The sequence below is a fragment of the Devosia sp. genome (assembly GCF_028290435.1).
Lineage (GTDB): Bacteria > Pseudomonadota > Alphaproteobacteria > Rhizobiales > Devosiaceae > Devosia.
The window spans coordinates 38234-53556 of record NZ_JAQGJV010000008.1 but is presented as its reverse complement, the minus strand read 5'-3'; the positions used below and the strand labels follow the sequence as shown (position 1 = coordinate 53556).

The window sequence follows — 15323 nt, the reverse complement described above, 5'->3', positions numbered from 1 at the left end:
ACGCACCCTGTCGCGCCAGCCCACCTAGATCGGCTGTTCCAGCGCAATTGCGCCCTCTATGCTGATCGCATGCATATCTTTCTCTATTTCGAAGCGTCATAGCTGAACAAGCAGAGCTATCCGATCGAGGTTTGCTGGGTTTTGGAGGACGGCACGGCAGAAGGGCATCTGATCCGGCGCGCGCCCAATTGGACAGATTGGGAGGATACGGCGCAGGCGGTGCACGGCATTTCGCGCGAGCAATTGGACCGTGACGGCGAGGCGCATGACGTGGTGTGCGCGCGGCTGGTGCAGGTGTTCGAGGGCAATGTAGTCTATGCCAGCGCCCCATCCTGGGACGGCCATTGGCTGAGCATGCTGTTGCGCGCTGCGGGCCGGCCACGCCATCTGTTGCGGCTCAAGGATAGCGAGGAGGCATTCGTTACAGCGGCGCGCCAGCACGTTGGAGCGAAGATCGCGGCCGAGCGCATCGCCGAGGTGCGTCAGCGGGTCAACGCGCTCCCGGTGATGCATCGGGCGGTAGACGATGCGCGGCGGGAATGGTCTATCTGGCGGCAATTGTCCAAATGGCGTTAAACCTTCGGTGCTGGCCGGAACGCCCGCCTCAGGCGACCTGCGGCGGTCGAAATGCGATGACGCCTTCGGTTCGCGCCCGCACTTCGGGCGTGGCGAGGGACGTGGCGACCGCCTCATAGCCAGGCGCACCGGGATAGGGCGCGACGCGGCTCGGTGGGCTGTGATTGGCGGGGCAAAGGATAATCGCCTCGTCGGCACCTATCGCAGCCAGATCCAGAATGGCACTCGATCGCGTCATCAGGAATAGCGGCCGGCTGCCCGAACCGCGATTGCGCAAATGAGCGATCACCGCCTCCTGCGTGGCGTGGTTCAACCCCTGTTCCACAGTATCGACCACCACCACGGCAGCGTTTTCGGATTCCAGCCCAGCGAGCAGGGCCGTCAAGGCATCCGAGGGCGTTGCACCATCATCCACCAGCCACTGCTGGGTTTGATCGACTCGGGCCTTGAGGGCCTGGTTGGCCTGTAATTGAGCCTGTGCCGCCGCGCTGCCATGCTCCAGCCGATCAAGTCCAAGGAAGACGGCGCCGGGCAGGGCGTCGGCCAGCGCCATGGCCAGCCGCGTCTTGCCGCTCCCCAAGGGGCCGATGATGTAGTTCAAGGGCCGGATATCGCGCAGCTCGAAGCGTTCGCCGCCCCACGGCCAGGGGAGATCGAAGGCCACAGCAAGCTCGGTCTCCGGGACCAATAGCCGCGCCAGCTCTCCGGCAGCGGGGGATCTGCCTTGGGCGAGGTCGGCACGGAGCTGGCGGACATTTTCTACCGTGGCGGCCAGATCGCGAATGCGACTTTCGAGCGTAATTTGATGCGCGGCTAAAGCCGGCTCCAGACTTTCCGGATCGCCAGCCAGCACGCGGACCACTTGGGCCAGACTGAGGCCGAGAGCGCGGAGGGCGACGATTTCGCCGGCGCGGGCCATCTCGTCGGGACCATAGGTTCGGTAGCCAGCAGCGGTACGGCTTGGGATGATCAGGCCGCGCTGCTCATACAGCCGCAGGGCCTTGGCAGAAACGCCGAGCCGTTGCGCGGCGGCGGCGGGGTTCAGGAACTGACTGGAAGAGCTCACGACTCACCTCGTTATGGCTGCCCGTTAGCCTTATCGGGGCAGCCCCAAGGGCCGGGTCAAGTGAGTTGCTGGGGAGGTCTATTTCGGCTTCTGTGTACGCACGTACTTTTCCGCCAGCGCGATCCAGTCGCGCAACGTCTCGTCGTCCTCGGTCTCGTCGGCATCGACCCAGATGAAGCCGCGCATGACCTTGTCGCCATGCACCATCTGGCTGGCGCCCGGACGCGACAGGGCCTCGTCATTGTCGTCTTTGCCGACATGAACCATGACCTGGCCGTTCTTCTTGGCCGAGATCAGCATATGGCCGTTCATCAGGAAGGTGATACCGCCGAACATCTTCTTTTCAGAGATGCGCGGGTCGCCATCGAGCAGGTTACGCAGGCGGTCGGCAGTGGCATTGTCCAAAGGCGACCCCCCTGCTTTCCCGATTAGCGCTTGCGGGCCTTGCGGGCGGCGTAGCGGCGATCGCGTTCGGCCTTGCGCTCTTCTTCGCTCATGTTCAGGCGCAGCTCTTCGGCGATCTTCTGGGCCTCGGCTTCGGCAGCCTTGGCTTCGCGATCGGCAGCATCGGCCAGGATCTTGGCGGCCTTGGCCTCGGCATTGGCGCGATCACGCTCGGCGCGACGGGCCTCGCGGGCAGCGGCCAGCGCTTCGCGCTCAGCGCGCTTGGCGGCCACTTCTGGGTCGTCGAGCTTGGGCGCCGCCTTGAACTTTTCCAGCAACAGCTTCTTGGCCTCGAGGGAATTGTTCCGGCGCTCGGCGAAACCGGCTTCCTTGGGCTGCTTCATTATGCGTTCGTTCCTGTTCGTGCAGTGCGTGAGACGCGGTGCCTTAGCCCATCGGGGGGCGAAGGACAACCTTTCCTTGTGGCTGGCAGCTCACCGCCAGCCGGGCGTCTCGGCGACTTGCCGTCGTATCTAGAGCAGGGTCACGTTGATGAAGTCGTCATAGACATCGACACAGATATCGGGCGTGCCGCGGACGATGGCACGCTCGGCATTGCGCGAGATATCGCCATTGCGCAACATCTGTTCGAGGCGCGCGCGGTTGGCCTTGCGGCTGAAAATCGAGTCGTTTTCGTCGCTGGGATCGCGCTTTCCGAACTGATGGAAATTGGCGCGATCCTGCCGGATGATGGCGGCGGCATTGTCCAGCGGATAGCCATCCGAAGCAAAATGGTCGGCCCGGCCCAGCGTGGCGCAATAGCTCTCCACCGGATCGGCCTGCGCAAAGGTGGGGGCGGCAAAAGTGATCAGCGCGGAGGCGGCGAGCAGGGCGCAGGCAAGACGTTTCATGGCAGGCTCCAGTGGTTGGCCTCATCAAGCATGACTATGAGGCCAAGTCTACTTGCCGTGGATAAGTCCTGCGCATGGCCGAACAGATTTGATCATGCCGGCACCAGTTGGCCTTCCGGCTCTGTCGGCACCGAGGGTTTCGGGAAGGTCAGGGCGACTGCCGCAGCGCCAAGGCCAATGGCGGCGGAGGCGATATAGAGCCAGTGGTAATCGCCGAACGTATCGAAAATCCAGCCGCCGCCGATCGGCCCGATAGCCATGCCGATGCTCGACATCATCGTAATGCCGCCCAGCACGGTGCCCATCACCTGGGGCTTGAAATAATCGCGGGCCAGCACGGCGTAGAGCGGCATCACGCCGCCATAGGCCATGCCGAGCACGCTGGCCAGCATGTAGAAATGGCTCAGCTCGCTGACATAGATATAGGTGTAAATGCCGGCTGCCTGCAGCAGGAGGCCGGCGATGATGACGCGCTTGACGCCCAGCCGGTCCCCCGCGAGACCGAATAGCAACCGGCCGAACAAGCCTGCAACGCCCTCGACGCTATAGATGCTGGCGGCGGCGAGCGACGAGGCGCCGCACAGCATGGCATAGCTGACGGTGTGGAAAATCGGTCCGGAATGGGCGGCGCAGCACAGGCAGAACACCGCTGCCAGGACGATGAACTGGGGCGAGCGCAAGGTGGTCGACAGCACGGAGCGTGGGGCAGGACCGCCGGCAACGACCGCTGGAGCGGGCGCGGGGGCCGCCAGCGCGGCAGGCGCACGGCGGATCAGGAAGGTGGCGGGGATGAGGATGGCCCAGCAGCCGATGGCGACGATCAGCATGGCGCTGCGCCAGCCGTAGGCGGATATCAGCACACTGGCCAGCGGAGTGACCACCATCGGGGCGACGCCGCCGCCGATCGACACCAGCGATACGGCAAGGCTGCGATGCTTGTCGAACCAGGCCAGGGTCGTGGCCATGATCGGGGCGAAAAACGCGCCGACCGAGGCGCCACACAGCCCTCCATAGGCAATCTGGAAGACCAGCAGGTTCGGCGCCCGGCTGGCGACGAACAGCCCGACCCCGAGCATCACCGAGCCGATCAGCACCACGGGCCGCGGCCCGATCCGGTCGGTCACCGCGCCCCAGCCGAAGCCCGCGACACCCATGACGATGAAGGCGAAGGTCATCGCCAGCGAAATGCCGGCATGGCCCCAGCCGGTATCGTCCGACATGGGTTGCAGATAGACGGGCAGGGCGAACATCGCGCCCATCGCCACGCAGGTAATCAGCGCCCCCGCTGCCACGATAACCCAACCGTACCGGTTTTCCATTGCCCGCTCCTCAACGCGTTTGCACACTATAGACGAACGGTAGACGGGCAAACCGACACGGCGGGAGTAACATTTTTGGCGGTCGGCGAGACCTGCCTCCTGGGCTCGTCGTAAAATGCGTCATCATTGTCGAATGCATGACCGCTCAATCGACGAGCAGAGTGGCCATGAGCCAATTAGTGGAAGGAAACCGCATGAAACTGGATGCCATCGAAGTGGTGACGCTGTTCGTCTACGATATCAACGCGACCAAGGCGTTCTACGCCAAGGTCTTCACGGCCGAGGTGCTGTTCGAGGACGCCGTCTCGGCAGTGCTGCAATTCTCGGGCACAATGCTCAACCTGTTGCTGGCGAGCGAGGCGCCGGAACTGGTCACGCCAAGCGCCGTGGCCGTGCCTGGGGCGGGCGCCGCAATGCTGCTGACGATCCGGGTGGATAATGTCGATGCCACCTGCGCCGAACTGGCCACGCTCGGCGTGAGCCTGCTCAACGGGCCCATGGACCGTCCCTGGGGCCGCCGCACGGCCGCCTTTGCTGATCCATCGGGCCATGTCTGGGAGGTGGCGCACGAAATCGGCTGAAGGGCGGCATGCCGCATCGCGCGATTGAGCCGCCGGGTTGTTCCTGAAGCGGCCGGCAGCGGCTGCTGCCGGCTGGGACGCCGGTGGTCGAGTTGTGAGTGAGGGGAGGCTTAGGCGGAACACCAGACACGCCAAAACGCCGCCCGGCCTTGCGGCGTCGCGGTGACACGGTGGGAAGCGGCTTTCGCCCCGAGGGCTTGCGCCCCCTGATTGGTTAGTTGAAGAGGCGAAAACCGCTTCCCACGTCGAGATTGTCTTGCATGCGCATCGAGCGGCCGCCCTTTCGGGTTGGACGATTACGTCCGGCCGGTTGTCAGCGTCCACGCATCGGCCTGGGCGACCCCATGCAGCCTCGCTTCCCGCCCGATGCTTCGTCGGCACCGCGTGTGTGACGGGAATGCGGTGATAATGGCATGGTGCAAGGCGGCGGGGATAAGTTCTCGCCGCCGTGGGTGGCAACGCTAGCCGCGACGCGCTGCCTCGATGGCCGCTACGTCGATTTTTCCCATCGTCATCATGGCATCGAACGCGCGCTTGGCTTCGGCGCCGCCTGCGGCCATCGCGTCGGTCAGAGCGCGTGGCGTGATTTGCCAGGAGACGCCCCATTTGTCCCGGCACCAGCCACATTGGCTTTCCTCGCCGCCGTTTTGCACGATGGCGTTCCAGTAGCGATCAGTCTCCGCCTGGTCGTCGGTGGCGATCTGGAACGAGAAGGCTTCGCTCTGCTTGAATGCCGATCCGCCATTGAGGCCAAGGCACGGAATGCCGAAAACGGTGAACTCGACCGTGAGCACATCGCCCGCCTTGCCGGACGGATTGTCACCCGGGGCCACACTCACTGCTCCAACTGTGCTGTTGGGGAAAGTCTTGGCGTAAAACCGCGCTGCCGCCTCGGCATCCTTGTCATACCAGAGGCAGATCGTGTTCTTGGGGGTGGCCATGTCCTGTTCCTTTCACTTGGTAGATAGAGGGACGACGTTTGACCCTTCTGAAATCCGACAGGTGTTCGAAAGGTTCATGATTGTCGTGCGTAGGCAATCGAACCCAAGTGGGCGGCGCAGGATTTCAAGCTAGTCCTCTGTCCGCCCCGTGCTTTCGCGGTTGTGAGGGTAGTGATGTGCCAGCGGAAACGGCGGCAACCAGCTTTCGCGGCGGATGGTCCAGAGTTCATAGGTCGGCATGAGATGGTTGGGTTCATCGAGCGAGCCCAGGTTCACCTCGATCTCATCGCCGCTGCGCGAAAAGACCGACGACCCGCAGCGCGGACAGAAAAACCGTCCTTCATAGTCGTGCGTCTCCCCTTCGATCATCACCGCCGCCTGCGGGAAAATCGCCGAGCCATGAAACAGCGAGCCGGAGTGCTTGCGACAATCGAGGCAGTGGCAGAGGCCGACGCGGTAGGGTTGGCCGGTGGCAACGATGTGAACATCGCCGCAAAGGCAGGAGCCGGTGAATTGGGGCATTGTGAGGCTCCCTGAAAGATCAAGCCTGGGGAAATGGGTACGACGAACGACGCTGACATTGCAATTGCGGGCAGCTGGCGCCACCAACTTCGTCGAGCGGACTGATGATGGCCTGACGCGGTCCGGACGGCTCGACCACACCATCGTCCGCAGGTCTTCCGGCGCAATGCTCGGATCAGCATAGTGAGCCAGGATCCCGGCAATCTCTTCAGAGCCAGGGGGCTTCATCACGACAAGCAGCGCTTTACCCTGTCGGCTGATGGTCTACGCATTCGGGCGGCGCAGGGCCATTCAATCGCTATCCATGGAACAGGACTTGCGGCGGCTCACTCGGTGCCAGACCCAAATCGAGCACAGCGCGGCATAGTCTGGATGAAATATTCGCCAAGGGGCTCGTGGCCGGCAGACGGCGGCACGTGCACCTGTCGCTCAACCAGGAAACCGCAATCAGGGTCGGCGGCCGGCATGGTACGCCGGTCGCGCTGCGCATTGCAGCCAGGTTGGCCGTCTGCACCTGGTTGCGTTGCGGATAACGGCAGGGCATCCAACCAGCAGCGGGTTACCCAAATTTGCAGCTGATAGCAGAAATGGGCTGGTTTGCGGACAGGCGGCTTCTGGATCAACCGATAGGGAATTCAGTCATCCGACGAGTGGCGATTTGGGGGCCGTAAGCGGACTGGCAGTTTGGGGGCGACCTGAACAGGATAGTTGCAACCGCCCTGGTTCGCACTCCACGCCCAGCCCCGGTCGGACCGCAGATAGCCTTCACGAAAGTTCGGCCACCAGGTGTCCATCTCCAACATCGCGGTAAATGGCCGTAGGCGGCTCATAGGAAAGTGGCCGCACAGAGCTGGGAATGTCGCCAGTGAGGCGGCTGAAGCGTTTAGGCGCCCGCTCCGGATCAGGCACGGGCACAGCCGCTATCAGCGCCTTTGTATAGGGATGCTGAGGATTGTCGAACACCTGGGCGCGGGTGCCCACTTCGACGAACCGGCCGAGATACATCACCGCCACACGGTGGCTGATTTGCTCGACCACGCCCATATCGTGCGAGATGAAGAGATAAGCGATGCCGGTTTCGTTCTGGATATCCTGCAGCAGGTCGAGCACCTGCGCCTGGATCGATACGTCCAGCGCCGAGACGCTTTCGTCGGCAACAATGATCTTGGGAGATAACGACAGCGCGCGGGCGATGCAGATGCGCTGGCGCTGGCCGCCGGAAAACTCGTGCGGATAGCGCTCCAGCAGATCGGCAGAGAGACCGACGCGCTTGAACAGGTAGGCAACGCGATCGGTTAACTCGCTGCCGGTGGCCAAGCCATGGATGCGCAGCGGTTCGGCCACCAGATCGCCAACGCGCATGCGCGGATCGAGCGAGGCGAACGGGTCTTGGAAGATCATCTGGATATCGCGGCGGACTGGCTTCATCTGGTCGGAGCGCAGGCCTTGGGTGTGAGTCCCGGCAATGCGCACGTCGCCGGTGAATGGCACGAGGTTGAGCAGCGCCTTGCCGGTGGTGGACTTGCCGCAGCCGCTTTCGCCGACCAGCGCCAGCGTTTCGCCCCGGTACAGCTTGAAGCCGATGCCTTCGACGGCGTGGACACGGCGCTCGACGCGACCGAAAAAGCCCGAGCGGATCGGGAAGCGGACAGTGAGATTGTCGACATCGACGACCTCCTTGGGTGCTGTCTGCTCCCAGGTCCGGACCGCGCGCTTTGGCATGGTCGTGCCGGTCATTTCGCCGAGGCGCGGGACGGCGGCGAGCAGGGCCTGCGTGTAGGGCGCTTGCGGCATGGCGAAGATATCGCGCACCGGGCCGGCCTCGACGGCGCGACCGTCCTTCATCACTAGTACCCGGTTGGCCATTTCGGCGACGACGCCCATGTCGTGGGTGATCATGATGACCGCCGTGCCGGTCTCGGCTTGCAGCTTGCGGATCAGGCTGAGGATTTGCGCCTGCACGGTGACGTCGAGGGCCGTAGTGGGCTCGTCGGCGATGAGAATGTCGGGGTTCTGGGATAGCGCCATGGCGATCATGACGCGCTGGCGCATGCCACCGGAGAGTTCGTAGGGATATTGCTGGAGGCGCCGCGCGGCCTCGGGGATTTGGACCTGGTTGAGCAGTTCCAGCGCGCGCTGGCGGGCTTGGCTGAGGCTGGTGGACTCGTGAGCGGTGATGGTTTCGATCAATTGCCGGCCGATGGTCAGCACCGGATTGAGTGAGGTCATCGGCTCCTGGAAGATCATGGCGATGTCATTGCCACGGACCTGGCGCATCGCCTCTTTGGGCAGCGTGAACAGGTCACGGCCCTTGAATACGGCGCTGCCCGAGGCAACGCGCGCCATGGGCTGGGGCAGGAGCTGCATCAGCGACAGCGCGGTCATCGACTTGCCGGAGCCGCTTTCGCCGGCAATGCAAAGCGTTTCGCCGGGCGCGAGATCGAAGGACAGGTCATCGACCACCGGGCGGGGGCCGGTCGCAGTGCTGACCGTGGTGACGAGATTGCGGACGGAGAGGAGGGGTATTTCGATGCTCATCGGGGGCAGACACCCTCACCCGTCTCGGCTGCGCCGATCCACCCTCTCCCCGACAGGGAGAGGAATAGAAAGCGCGATGCCCACTGTCCTTCTCCCCGGGGAGAAGATGGCCCGAAGGGCCCGATGAGTGTGTCTGCCGGAATGACGTTCATTCGAATACGATCCGTGGGAAGTAAAAGCTCACCACCCAGTTGGGCATGTCGACGATTTCGGAAATGCGCAGATCGCCGCAGACCGAGCACAGCATGTAGGCGTCTTCGGCGCTGAGGCCTTGTTGCTGGCCGAGCAGGTCGATCATCTGCGAGACGGCGATGCGCGCGCCTTCCATCAGGTCGGAGCCGATGCCGGTAGTGACTTCATAGCCTTTGGCATCGAGATGGTTGGTGACCGGCCCCGAGGTGGTGAAGCGCGGCATCCTGAGGTTGGCGCCTTTGACCAGATCGAACTTGAGCGAGACGTTCATCTGGCTCTCAATCGCCGTGCCGCAGACTTCGCCGTCGCCCTGGGCGGCGTGGGTATCGCCGACCGAGAACAGCGCGCCTTTGACCTCGACGGGAAGGTAAAGCACCGTGCCGGTGGTCAAATCCCTGATGTCGAGATTGCCGCCGACGCGGCGTGGCGGGACGACCGAGTGATTTCCCAGTTCGGCCGGCGCGACGCCGATTTCGCCGGTAAAGGCCTTGAGCGGCACGCGACCGTTTTTCGAGAACAGCGCGGGCGCCATAGTGTTCTTGTCATAGGTCCAGAGCGTCAGCGCCGGGTCCTTGAACTGATCGGCCAGCAGGCCGAAGCCGGGAATATTGGCGGTCCAGCCGAAGCCGGACGGCTCGAAGCCGTCGAAGGTGATCTTGAGCGCGTCGCCGGGCTCGGCCCCATCGACATAGATGGGACCGGTGACCGGATTGACCTTGGAGAAATCCAGCGTCGAGACATCGGCGACGGTGCTGCCGGGCGTGAAGTGCCCGGCGCCGCTATCGAGGCATTCGAAGAATACCGTCGAGCCCGGCTTGATCGTCTCCACGGGTGAGAACGAATTGTCCCACCCGTGGTGATGCTTGGCGCTGTGGATCGTGTAGTCGCAGTTACTGCACATTCTTGGCGAACACATAATCGTAGTTGACTGGGACGTGGACGGGATCGACGAACAGCGCGTCGGGGCCGCCCATGTTTTCCGAGCGGATGGTGAAGCGCTGTTCGTTGAACACCGGCACCCATGGCGCATCGTCCATGATGGCGAGGTAGATATCGCGCCAGGCCTGTTCGCGCTCGGTCTTCTTGGCCGGATCGGTGATCGAGTCAGCCGCGGTCGCCTTGGCGTCGAGGTCTTCGTTGCAGTATTTCGACCAGTTCCAGCCGCCTTCGGCCGCACCGGCGCAACCCAGGATCGGACCGTAGAAGTTGGACGGATCGGGGAAATCGGCGATCCAGCCCATGCCGCCCGACCAGATCATCGGCGCCGAGCCATTGCCGCCGGCCTCGATGACGTTGGCCTGGGCCAGCGACTTGATTTCGGCAGTGATGCCGATGGCCGAGAGATCCTGCTGGATCGCCTGGGCGATACGCGGATTGGGATCGGTATTGTAGACGTAAAGCTCGGTGGTGAAGCCATCGGGCAGGCCAGCCTTGGCGAGCAGTGCCTTGGCGCCCTCGACGTCATAGACATAGCCCTTATAGTCCGGCGCATAGCCCGGCATCGATGGGGGCAGCGGCTGGTTGGCGACGATGGCGCGGCCGTTGACGATCTGGACGATGCGGTCCTTGTTGATCGCCATGTTGATGGCCTTGCGGACATCGACGTTGTCGAGCGGCGGCGTGTGCACGTTGAGCGTGATATAGCCGGTCTGCAACTGGCCACCTTCGATGATCAGCGGCGCATAGGTCGGATCGTCCTTGACCTGCAGGAACTGGGCCGGCGGAATGCCATCGCCCGGAATGTCGACTTCGCCCTTCTGCAGGCGGAGCAGCGCAACGGTCGGATCCTGGCCGACTTCGAAGTCGATCTCGTCGAGCTTGGGCACGCCCGGCTTCCAGTAATCCGGATTGCGCTTGAACACGAGCTTCTGGCCCAGTGTCCATTCGGCCAGCGAGAAGGCGCCGGTGCCGACAGGATGCTTGCCGAAATCGGCGCCGAATTCATCGACGGCCTCTTTGGGCACGACCGAGGCGAAGTTCAGCGCAACGACATGCAGGAAGGTTGCGTCGGGGCGGCTGAGCTTGATCTGCACGGTGTAGGGGTCGACGACGGTCACGCCGGAGAGGCTGGTCGCGGTGCCATCGGCCATGGCGGCGAAGCCATCGATGGAGCCGAAGAAGCCGGCGCCGGGGCTCTGGGTGACCGGGTTGGTGACGCGGTCGAGCGAGTACTTTACGTCTTCGGCGGTCATCTCGCGACCGTTGTGGAACTTGACGCCCTTGTGCAGCACGAAGGTGTAGGTCAGCCCATCGGGGGAGATGGTGTAGCTTTCGGCGAGATCGGGCTTCAGCGTCGAAGTGCCGGGCTCATAGTCCATGAGGCCATCGAACAGCGACTTGATCATCGACCAGTTCTGCCAGTCGTAGCCGATGGCGGGATCGAGCGTCGAGACGTCGTCCTTATAGGTGACGATCATCGAGCCACCCTGCTTCTCCTCTTGGGCGAAGCTGGGCGCGATGGCGGTGAGAAGGGCGGCGGCGGCCACCCCGGCAAGCAGTGCATTACGCATGTGACTAGTCTCCCGGTTGAACATTATGGTTGGATCACCGCAGCTTGATGCGCGGATCGATAAGCGGAGCGACGAGGTCGGCGACTAGATTGCCGATGACGATGGCGCAGGCAGAAACCAGGGTGACGCCCATGATGATGGGAATGTCGATGCGCTGGATGGCCTGCCAGGCAAGCTGACCGATGCCGGGCCAGCCGAACACGGCTTCGACCACCACGATGCCACTCATGAACATGCCGATATCGATGCCGATCATGGCGATTATGGGCAGGATGGCATTGGGCACGGCGTGGCCGAACAGCACCTTCCAGCCCTTGAGCCCTTTGGCATGGGCCGTGCGGATATAATCCTGGCGCAGCACGTCGAGCATCGATGAGCGCATCATCCGCGCGTACCAGCCGGAGCCGAGAATGCCGAGCGTCAGTGCTGGCAGCACGAGATGACGAAACGTGCCGTAACCACCGATCGGGAACCAGCCGAGCTGCACGGCGAAGACATACAGCAGCAATATGCCGATGACGAACTGCGGGGCGGAGACGCCGACGAAGGACACGACCATCAGCGAGCTATCCACCCAGGTGCCGCGGCGCAGGGCGGCAACAAGGCCCATGGTCAGGCCGATCAGCAGTTCACAGACGATGGCGCCGGCCATCAACAGCAGGCTGGCGGGCAGACGCGAGGCGATCAGCTCGGACACTTGGGTTTTCTGCAGGTAGGACCGCCCGAGATCGCCCCGGGCGAGGGCGGCAACATAGCGGCCATACTGCTCGTAAAACGGCAGGTTGAGGCCAAGCTGGTTGCGGATGTTCTCTACGGTTTCGGCCGTGGCCGAACGTCCGGCGATCTGGCGCGCTGGATCGGCGGGTACGAGATAGAGCAGCACGAAGGTGACGAGGCTGATGCCGACGAGGATCAGCAGGGCCTGGCCGAAGCGGCGGGCGATATAGGCGGTCATGCCGAGCGCCCCTGCTGGGTCGGATCAAGAATGTCGCGCAGCGCATCACCGAGGAAGTTGAAGGCCAGCGCCAAGAGGATGATGGCGGCGCCGGGGATGAACACCAGCCAGGGTGCCGAGGCGAAATACGTCTGGTTTTCGAAGATGATATTGCCCCAGGACGCGGTCGGCGGCTGCACACCAATGCCGAGAAAGCTCAGCGTGGCTTCGAGCAGCACGGTGGTGGAGATGCCCAGCGTCGCCCAGACCACGATGGTCGAGACCAGATGCGGCAGGATGTGCGACCACAGGATGCGCGCGGAACTGGCGCCGAGCGAGCGCTCGGCCTCGATGAAGTCGCGTTCGGCCAGCGAACGCGTCTCGGTATAGATGACGCGGGCGACCTGGACCCAGTTGACCATGGCGATCACCATGGCGACGATCCACAGGCTCGGCTTGAAGATGGCGGCCAGCACGATAGCCAGCAGCAGCGCCGGAAAGCTCATCATCAAATCGGTGAAGCGCATCAGGATGGTGCCGATCCAGCCGCGGAAATAGCCCGCCACGATGCCCACCAGCGCGCCGATGAACACCGCGATGCCATTGGCGACAACGCCGATGACCAGCGAGGTTTGGGCGCCGAAGATCAGGCGGCTCAGCAGGTCGCGGCCAAGCAGGTCGGTGCCGAAGAGGAACGCTCCGTTAGGCGGCAGCGGCGCCCCTTCCAGCGTCAATCCGTCGAAGAACTGCTCGCCCGGATCATAGGGCGCGACCCAGGGTGCGAACACCGCCGCGATCACCACGATGGCGATAATGACGAGGCCGGTGACAGCCAGCGGCCGGCGCAACAGGCGTCGGATGACAGTGCCCGCCCGGGTCGGACGGCGTGGCGCGGCGCTAGGCGCGATCAGTTCGGACATGACCGCTCCGCAACTGTTCGACGATCTGGAGAGCCATGGCCTCGATGCTCTTGCGTTCGGTCATGGCGGTACGGCGCAGCCGCTCGTATGCGGCATCGGCCGAAATATTGTCGAGCATCATCAGACACGCCGTGGCTTCGGCCAACACCTGACGGCCGGCCAGCCTCTCGCGCAGGTCGCTCAATTCGGCTGCTTGCGCGGCGCGGCTCTCGAAAGCCTGGCTGGCGATGACCAGTGCCGCGAAAATGCCGCCACTGCCAATGGGCTTGAGGAGATGGGCATCGGCGCCCAGCCGGATCGCCCAAGCCAGCCGGCCCGGCGCTTCCGAGCCGATCAGGGCGATGGACAGCATCGGCGCTTTGCCCGGCGCCCAGGGGAACTGGCCGTCATGGCCCATGTCGGCGTCGTAGAACAGGTGATTGAAAGCGGCCGCGTCGAGGTCGGCAGGAAGCTCGGGCCAGTGGGTTTGATAGCGCACGCCAAGCTGGGTGAGCTGACGCGTGATTGCGTCGACCACGGGATGGGGCCGGTGCAGGATCAGCGCACACTGGCCGTCGAATTTGGGCGTTGTTTTGAACTGGCTCATTTGATCACCCGAAGGTGGGAGACACGCGGCGATGGTGCCGCCGGATCGCTCGCGACCGCAACCGGCGAATATGCCAGGTACGGATCGGGGCGGATCGCCGTCTCCATGTCGCTGACGATGTCGAAGCCCCCGACAACGGCACGGGCAATGCGCGGGGTCAGCACTGCATGATTGGTGGCATCATCGATTTCAATCGGCCCGAACGGCGCCGTCATCGACACGAACTTGGTGGCTTCGCGCACTGCGTCGGTTGCATCGGTGCCGGCGCCAGCGAGCCCGGCCGCCAGCAGATGCACCGCGGCATACGCCTGAGCGAAGAACGCCGAGATATGGACCGCATCCGGTGCGAATTGCTTGGCCGTATCGAGGAAGCGACGATTTTCCGGCGTCGCCAGCGATTGGAAATAGGGCGAGATGGCGTATTGACCGGCGGCGACCGCGCCCAATTGTGCCACTTCGCTTTCGGCGAAATTGCAGCTCAACACGGGCCGTACATCCTGGCTGAAAGTCTGATCGGCCTGCCCCAAAGCGTGATAGGCGGCGAGGAACGCATAGGACGACGGCCCGATCAGCGTATTGACCACGAAGGCCGGGCGTTTGGTGCGGATTTCTTCGATGATACGGCCGATATCGACGTCACCGAGCGGCACATAGCGTTCACCTGCGACCGGCCCGCCCGCAGCCTCGATGATATCGCGGGCGATGCGGTTGGTTTCCCAACCCCAGATATAATTGGAGCCGACGAGGTAGCCATTGGTGCCGAAGCGGGGCAGGGCGAAGGCGAGGAGCGGCAGGATATGCTGGTTGGGGCAGGCGCCGAGATAGATGACCTGGTCGTGGGCTTCGAAGCCCTCATAGGGGCATGAGTACCAGAGCATGGTGGCGCTTTTTTCGAGCACGGGAATAACTTCCTTGCGGCTCCAAGACGTGGTGCAGCCCAGGATGTGGCGGGCCCCGGTCGTCCCGACGATATCGGCAGCCATGGCTGCATATTGCTCGGTCGAGCCGCGCGGATCACGCACCTGCGCCGCCAGCTTTAGCCCGTATTGGTCGTCGGCATTGATCTCGGCAATCGCCAGCATTGCTCCCGCCAGGCCCTCACGGCCAAGGGCAGCATAGGGCCCGCTGGTGGAGAACAATACACCCACCGGAACTGTTTGTAGGCTCGACGTCATCAAGTGCGGATCCCAAACGAAAAGACCTCACCGGGAACGGCGGGATGCGTTCCGAAGTGAGGCCCAAATGCCTGCTGCGAAGTCAGTTATGTGGTGGAATGATTGCAATCCACCATAGGAGTGTCAAGTCATATTACGCCAAAAACTTAGGCTGGCGACGCAATTGCC

The 15323-nt window shown here is 63.4% G+C and carries 16 protein-coding genes and 1 pseudogene; 3 read left to right on the top strand and 14 right to left on the bottom strand.

Going from position 1 to position 15323, the window contains the following annotated elements; all coding sequences use genetic code 11:
- Positions 1-219: 219 nt before the first annotated feature.
- Positions 220-576: a transcriptional regulator gene (locus JWP26_RS01785; protein ID WP_299722564.1), complete on the top strand. Its 357-nt coding sequence runs from the start codon at positions 220-222 to the stop codon at positions 574-576.
- Positions 577-604: 28 nt separating this feature from the next.
- Here JWP26_RS01785 and JWP26_RS01780 read toward each other — a convergent pair whose 3' ends face one another.
- The 5 genes from JWP26_RS01780 to JWP26_RS01760 form a co-directional block, all read right to left on the bottom strand.
- A complete protein-coding gene (locus JWP26_RS01780; RefSeq protein ID WP_299722561.1) occupies positions 605-1642 on the bottom strand; it encodes a MerR family transcriptional regulator in 1038 nt (345 codons plus the stop codon).
- Between the two features lie 78 nt (positions 1643-1720).
- Entirely contained in the window at positions 1721-2047 is a 327-nt protein-coding gene (locus JWP26_RS01775; RefSeq protein ID WP_299722558.1) for a TfoX/Sxy family protein, read from the bottom strand.
- A 23-nt stretch (positions 2048-2070) separates the two neighbouring features.
- Positions 2071-2430, bottom strand: a complete 360-nt coding sequence (locus JWP26_RS01770) for a DUF6481 family protein (protein ID WP_299722555.1) — start codon at positions 2428-2430, stop codon at positions 2071-2073.
- Between the two features lie 129 nt (positions 2431-2559).
- Complete coding sequence (locus JWP26_RS01765; protein ID WP_299722552.1) at positions 2560-2937, bottom strand: hypothetical protein; 378 nt, start codon at positions 2935-2937, stop codon at positions 2560-2562.
- Between the two features lie 92 nt (positions 2938-3029).
- A complete protein-coding gene (locus tag JWP26_RS01760) occupies positions 3030-4256 on the bottom strand; it encodes an MFS transporter (RefSeq protein WP_299722549.1) in 1227 nt (408 codons plus the stop codon).
- A 194-nt stretch (positions 4257-4450) separates the two neighbouring features.
- On the opposite strand from JWP26_RS01760, the gene JWP26_RS01755 reads away from it, so the two are divergent.
- Entirely contained in the window at positions 4451-4837 is a 387-nt protein-coding gene (locus tag JWP26_RS01755; RefSeq protein WP_299722546.1) for a VOC family protein, read from the top strand.
- Positions 4838-5298: 461 nt separating this feature from the next.
- On the opposite strand, the gene JWP26_RS01750 is transcribed toward JWP26_RS01755, so the two are convergent.
- The gene (locus tag JWP26_RS01750) at positions 5299-5778 is read right to left on the bottom strand and encodes a VOC family protein (RefSeq protein WP_299722543.1); all 480 of its coding nucleotides are present in this window, start codon (positions 5776-5778) and stop codon (positions 5299-5301) included.
- Positions 5779-5907: 129 nt separating this feature from the next.
- Positions 5908-6300, bottom strand: coding sequence for a GFA family protein (locus JWP26_RS01745; RefSeq protein ID WP_299722540.1), 393 nt, complete (start codon positions 6298-6300; stop codon positions 5908-5910).
- 365 nt (positions 6301-6665) lie between these two features.
- On the opposite strand from JWP26_RS01745, the pseudogene JWP26_RS22375 reads away from it, so the two are divergent.
- Positions 6666-6833 (top strand): annotated as a pseudogene (locus JWP26_RS22375) (hypothetical protein); the annotation flags it as partial.
- Positions 6834-7065: 232 nt separating this feature from the next.
- On the opposite strand, the gene JWP26_RS01740 reads toward JWP26_RS22375, so the two are convergent.
- From JWP26_RS01740 to JWP26_RS01710, 7 genes are all read right to left on the bottom strand, one after another.
- Positions 7066-8832, bottom strand: a complete 1767-nt coding sequence (locus JWP26_RS01740) for an ABC transporter ATP-binding protein (protein WP_299722572.1) — start codon at positions 8830-8832, stop codon at positions 7066-7068.
- Positions 8833-8986: 154 nt separating this feature from the next.
- Positions 8987-9931 carry an acetamidase/formamidase family protein gene (locus tag JWP26_RS01735; RefSeq protein ID WP_299722537.1) on the bottom strand — a complete coding sequence of 315 codons (945 nt, stop codon included), beginning with the start codon at positions 9929-9931 and terminating at the stop codon, positions 8987-8989.
- Positions 9921-11540, bottom strand: a complete 1620-nt coding sequence (locus tag JWP26_RS01730) for an ABC transporter substrate-binding protein (protein WP_299722535.1) — start codon at positions 11538-11540, stop codon at positions 9921-9923. Before JWP26_RS01730 ends, JWP26_RS01735 begins: the two co-directional genes overlap by 11 nt.
- Before the next feature lie 34 nt (positions 11541-11574).
- Complete coding sequence (locus JWP26_RS01725) at positions 11575-12495, bottom strand: ABC transporter permease (RefSeq protein ID WP_299722532.1); 921 nt, start codon at positions 12493-12495, stop codon at positions 11575-11577.
- A complete protein-coding gene (locus JWP26_RS01720) occupies positions 12492-13394 on the bottom strand; it encodes an ABC transporter permease (protein ID WP_299722530.1) in 903 nt (300 codons plus the stop codon). The genes JWP26_RS01725 and JWP26_RS01720 overlap by 4 nt, the downstream gene beginning before the upstream one ends.
- Positions 13372-13980 carry an ANTAR domain-containing response regulator gene (locus JWP26_RS01715; protein WP_299722527.1) on the bottom strand — a complete coding sequence of 203 codons (609 nt, stop codon included), beginning with the start codon at positions 13978-13980 and terminating at the stop codon, positions 13372-13374. Before JWP26_RS01715 ends, JWP26_RS01720 begins: the two co-directional genes overlap by 23 nt.
- A complete protein-coding gene (locus tag JWP26_RS01710) occupies positions 13977-15155 on the bottom strand; it encodes a transporter substrate-binding protein (RefSeq protein WP_299722524.1) in 1179 nt (392 codons plus the stop codon). Before JWP26_RS01710 ends, JWP26_RS01715 begins: the two co-directional genes overlap by 4 nt.
- Positions 15156-15323 lie beyond the last annotated feature (168 nt).

Coding starts and splice junctions, on each gene's coding strand:
- JWP26_RS01730 (WP_299722535.1), bottom strand. CDS start 11,540: ATGCGTAATGCACTGCTTGCCGGGGTGGCCGCCGCCGCCCTTCTCACC.
- JWP26_RS01745 (WP_299722540.1), bottom strand. CDS start 6,300: ATGCCCCAATTCACCGGCTCCTGCCTTTGCGGCGATGTTCACATCGTT.
- JWP26_RS01710 (WP_299722524.1), bottom strand. CDS start 15,155: ATGACGTCGAGCCTACAAACAGTTCCGGTGGGTGTATTGTTCTCCACC.
- JWP26_RS01715 (WP_299722527.1), bottom strand. CDS start 13,980: ATGAGCCAGTTCAAAACAACGCCCAAATTCGACGGCCAGTGTGCGCTG.
- JWP26_RS01720 (WP_299722530.1), bottom strand. CDS start 13,394: ATGTCCGAACTGATCGCGCCTAGCGCCGCGCCACGCCGTCCGACCCGG.
- JWP26_RS01755 (WP_299722546.1), top strand. CDS start 4,451: ATGAAACTGGATGCCATCGAAGTGGTGACGCTGTTCGTCTACGATATC.
- JWP26_RS01770 (WP_299722555.1), bottom strand. CDS start 2,430: ATGAAGCAGCCCAAGGAAGCCGGTTTCGCCGAGCGCCGGAACAATTCC.
- JWP26_RS01725 (WP_299722532.1), bottom strand. CDS start 12,495: ATGACCGCCTATATCGCCCGCCGCTTCGGCCAGGCCCTGCTGATCCTC.
- JWP26_RS01765 (WP_299722552.1), bottom strand. CDS start 2,937: ATGAAACGTCTTGCCTGCGCCCTGCTCGCCGCCTCCGCGCTGATCACT.
- JWP26_RS01760 (WP_299722549.1), bottom strand. CDS start 4,256: ATGGAAAACCGGTACGGTTGGGTTATCGTGGCAGCGGGGGCGCTGATT.
- JWP26_RS01750 (WP_299722543.1), bottom strand. CDS start 5,778: ATGGCCACCCCCAAGAACACGATCTGCCTCTGGTATGACAAGGATGCC.
- JWP26_RS01735 (WP_299722537.1), bottom strand. CDS start 9,931: ATGTGCAGTAACTGCGACTACACGATCCACAGCGCCAAGCATCACCAC.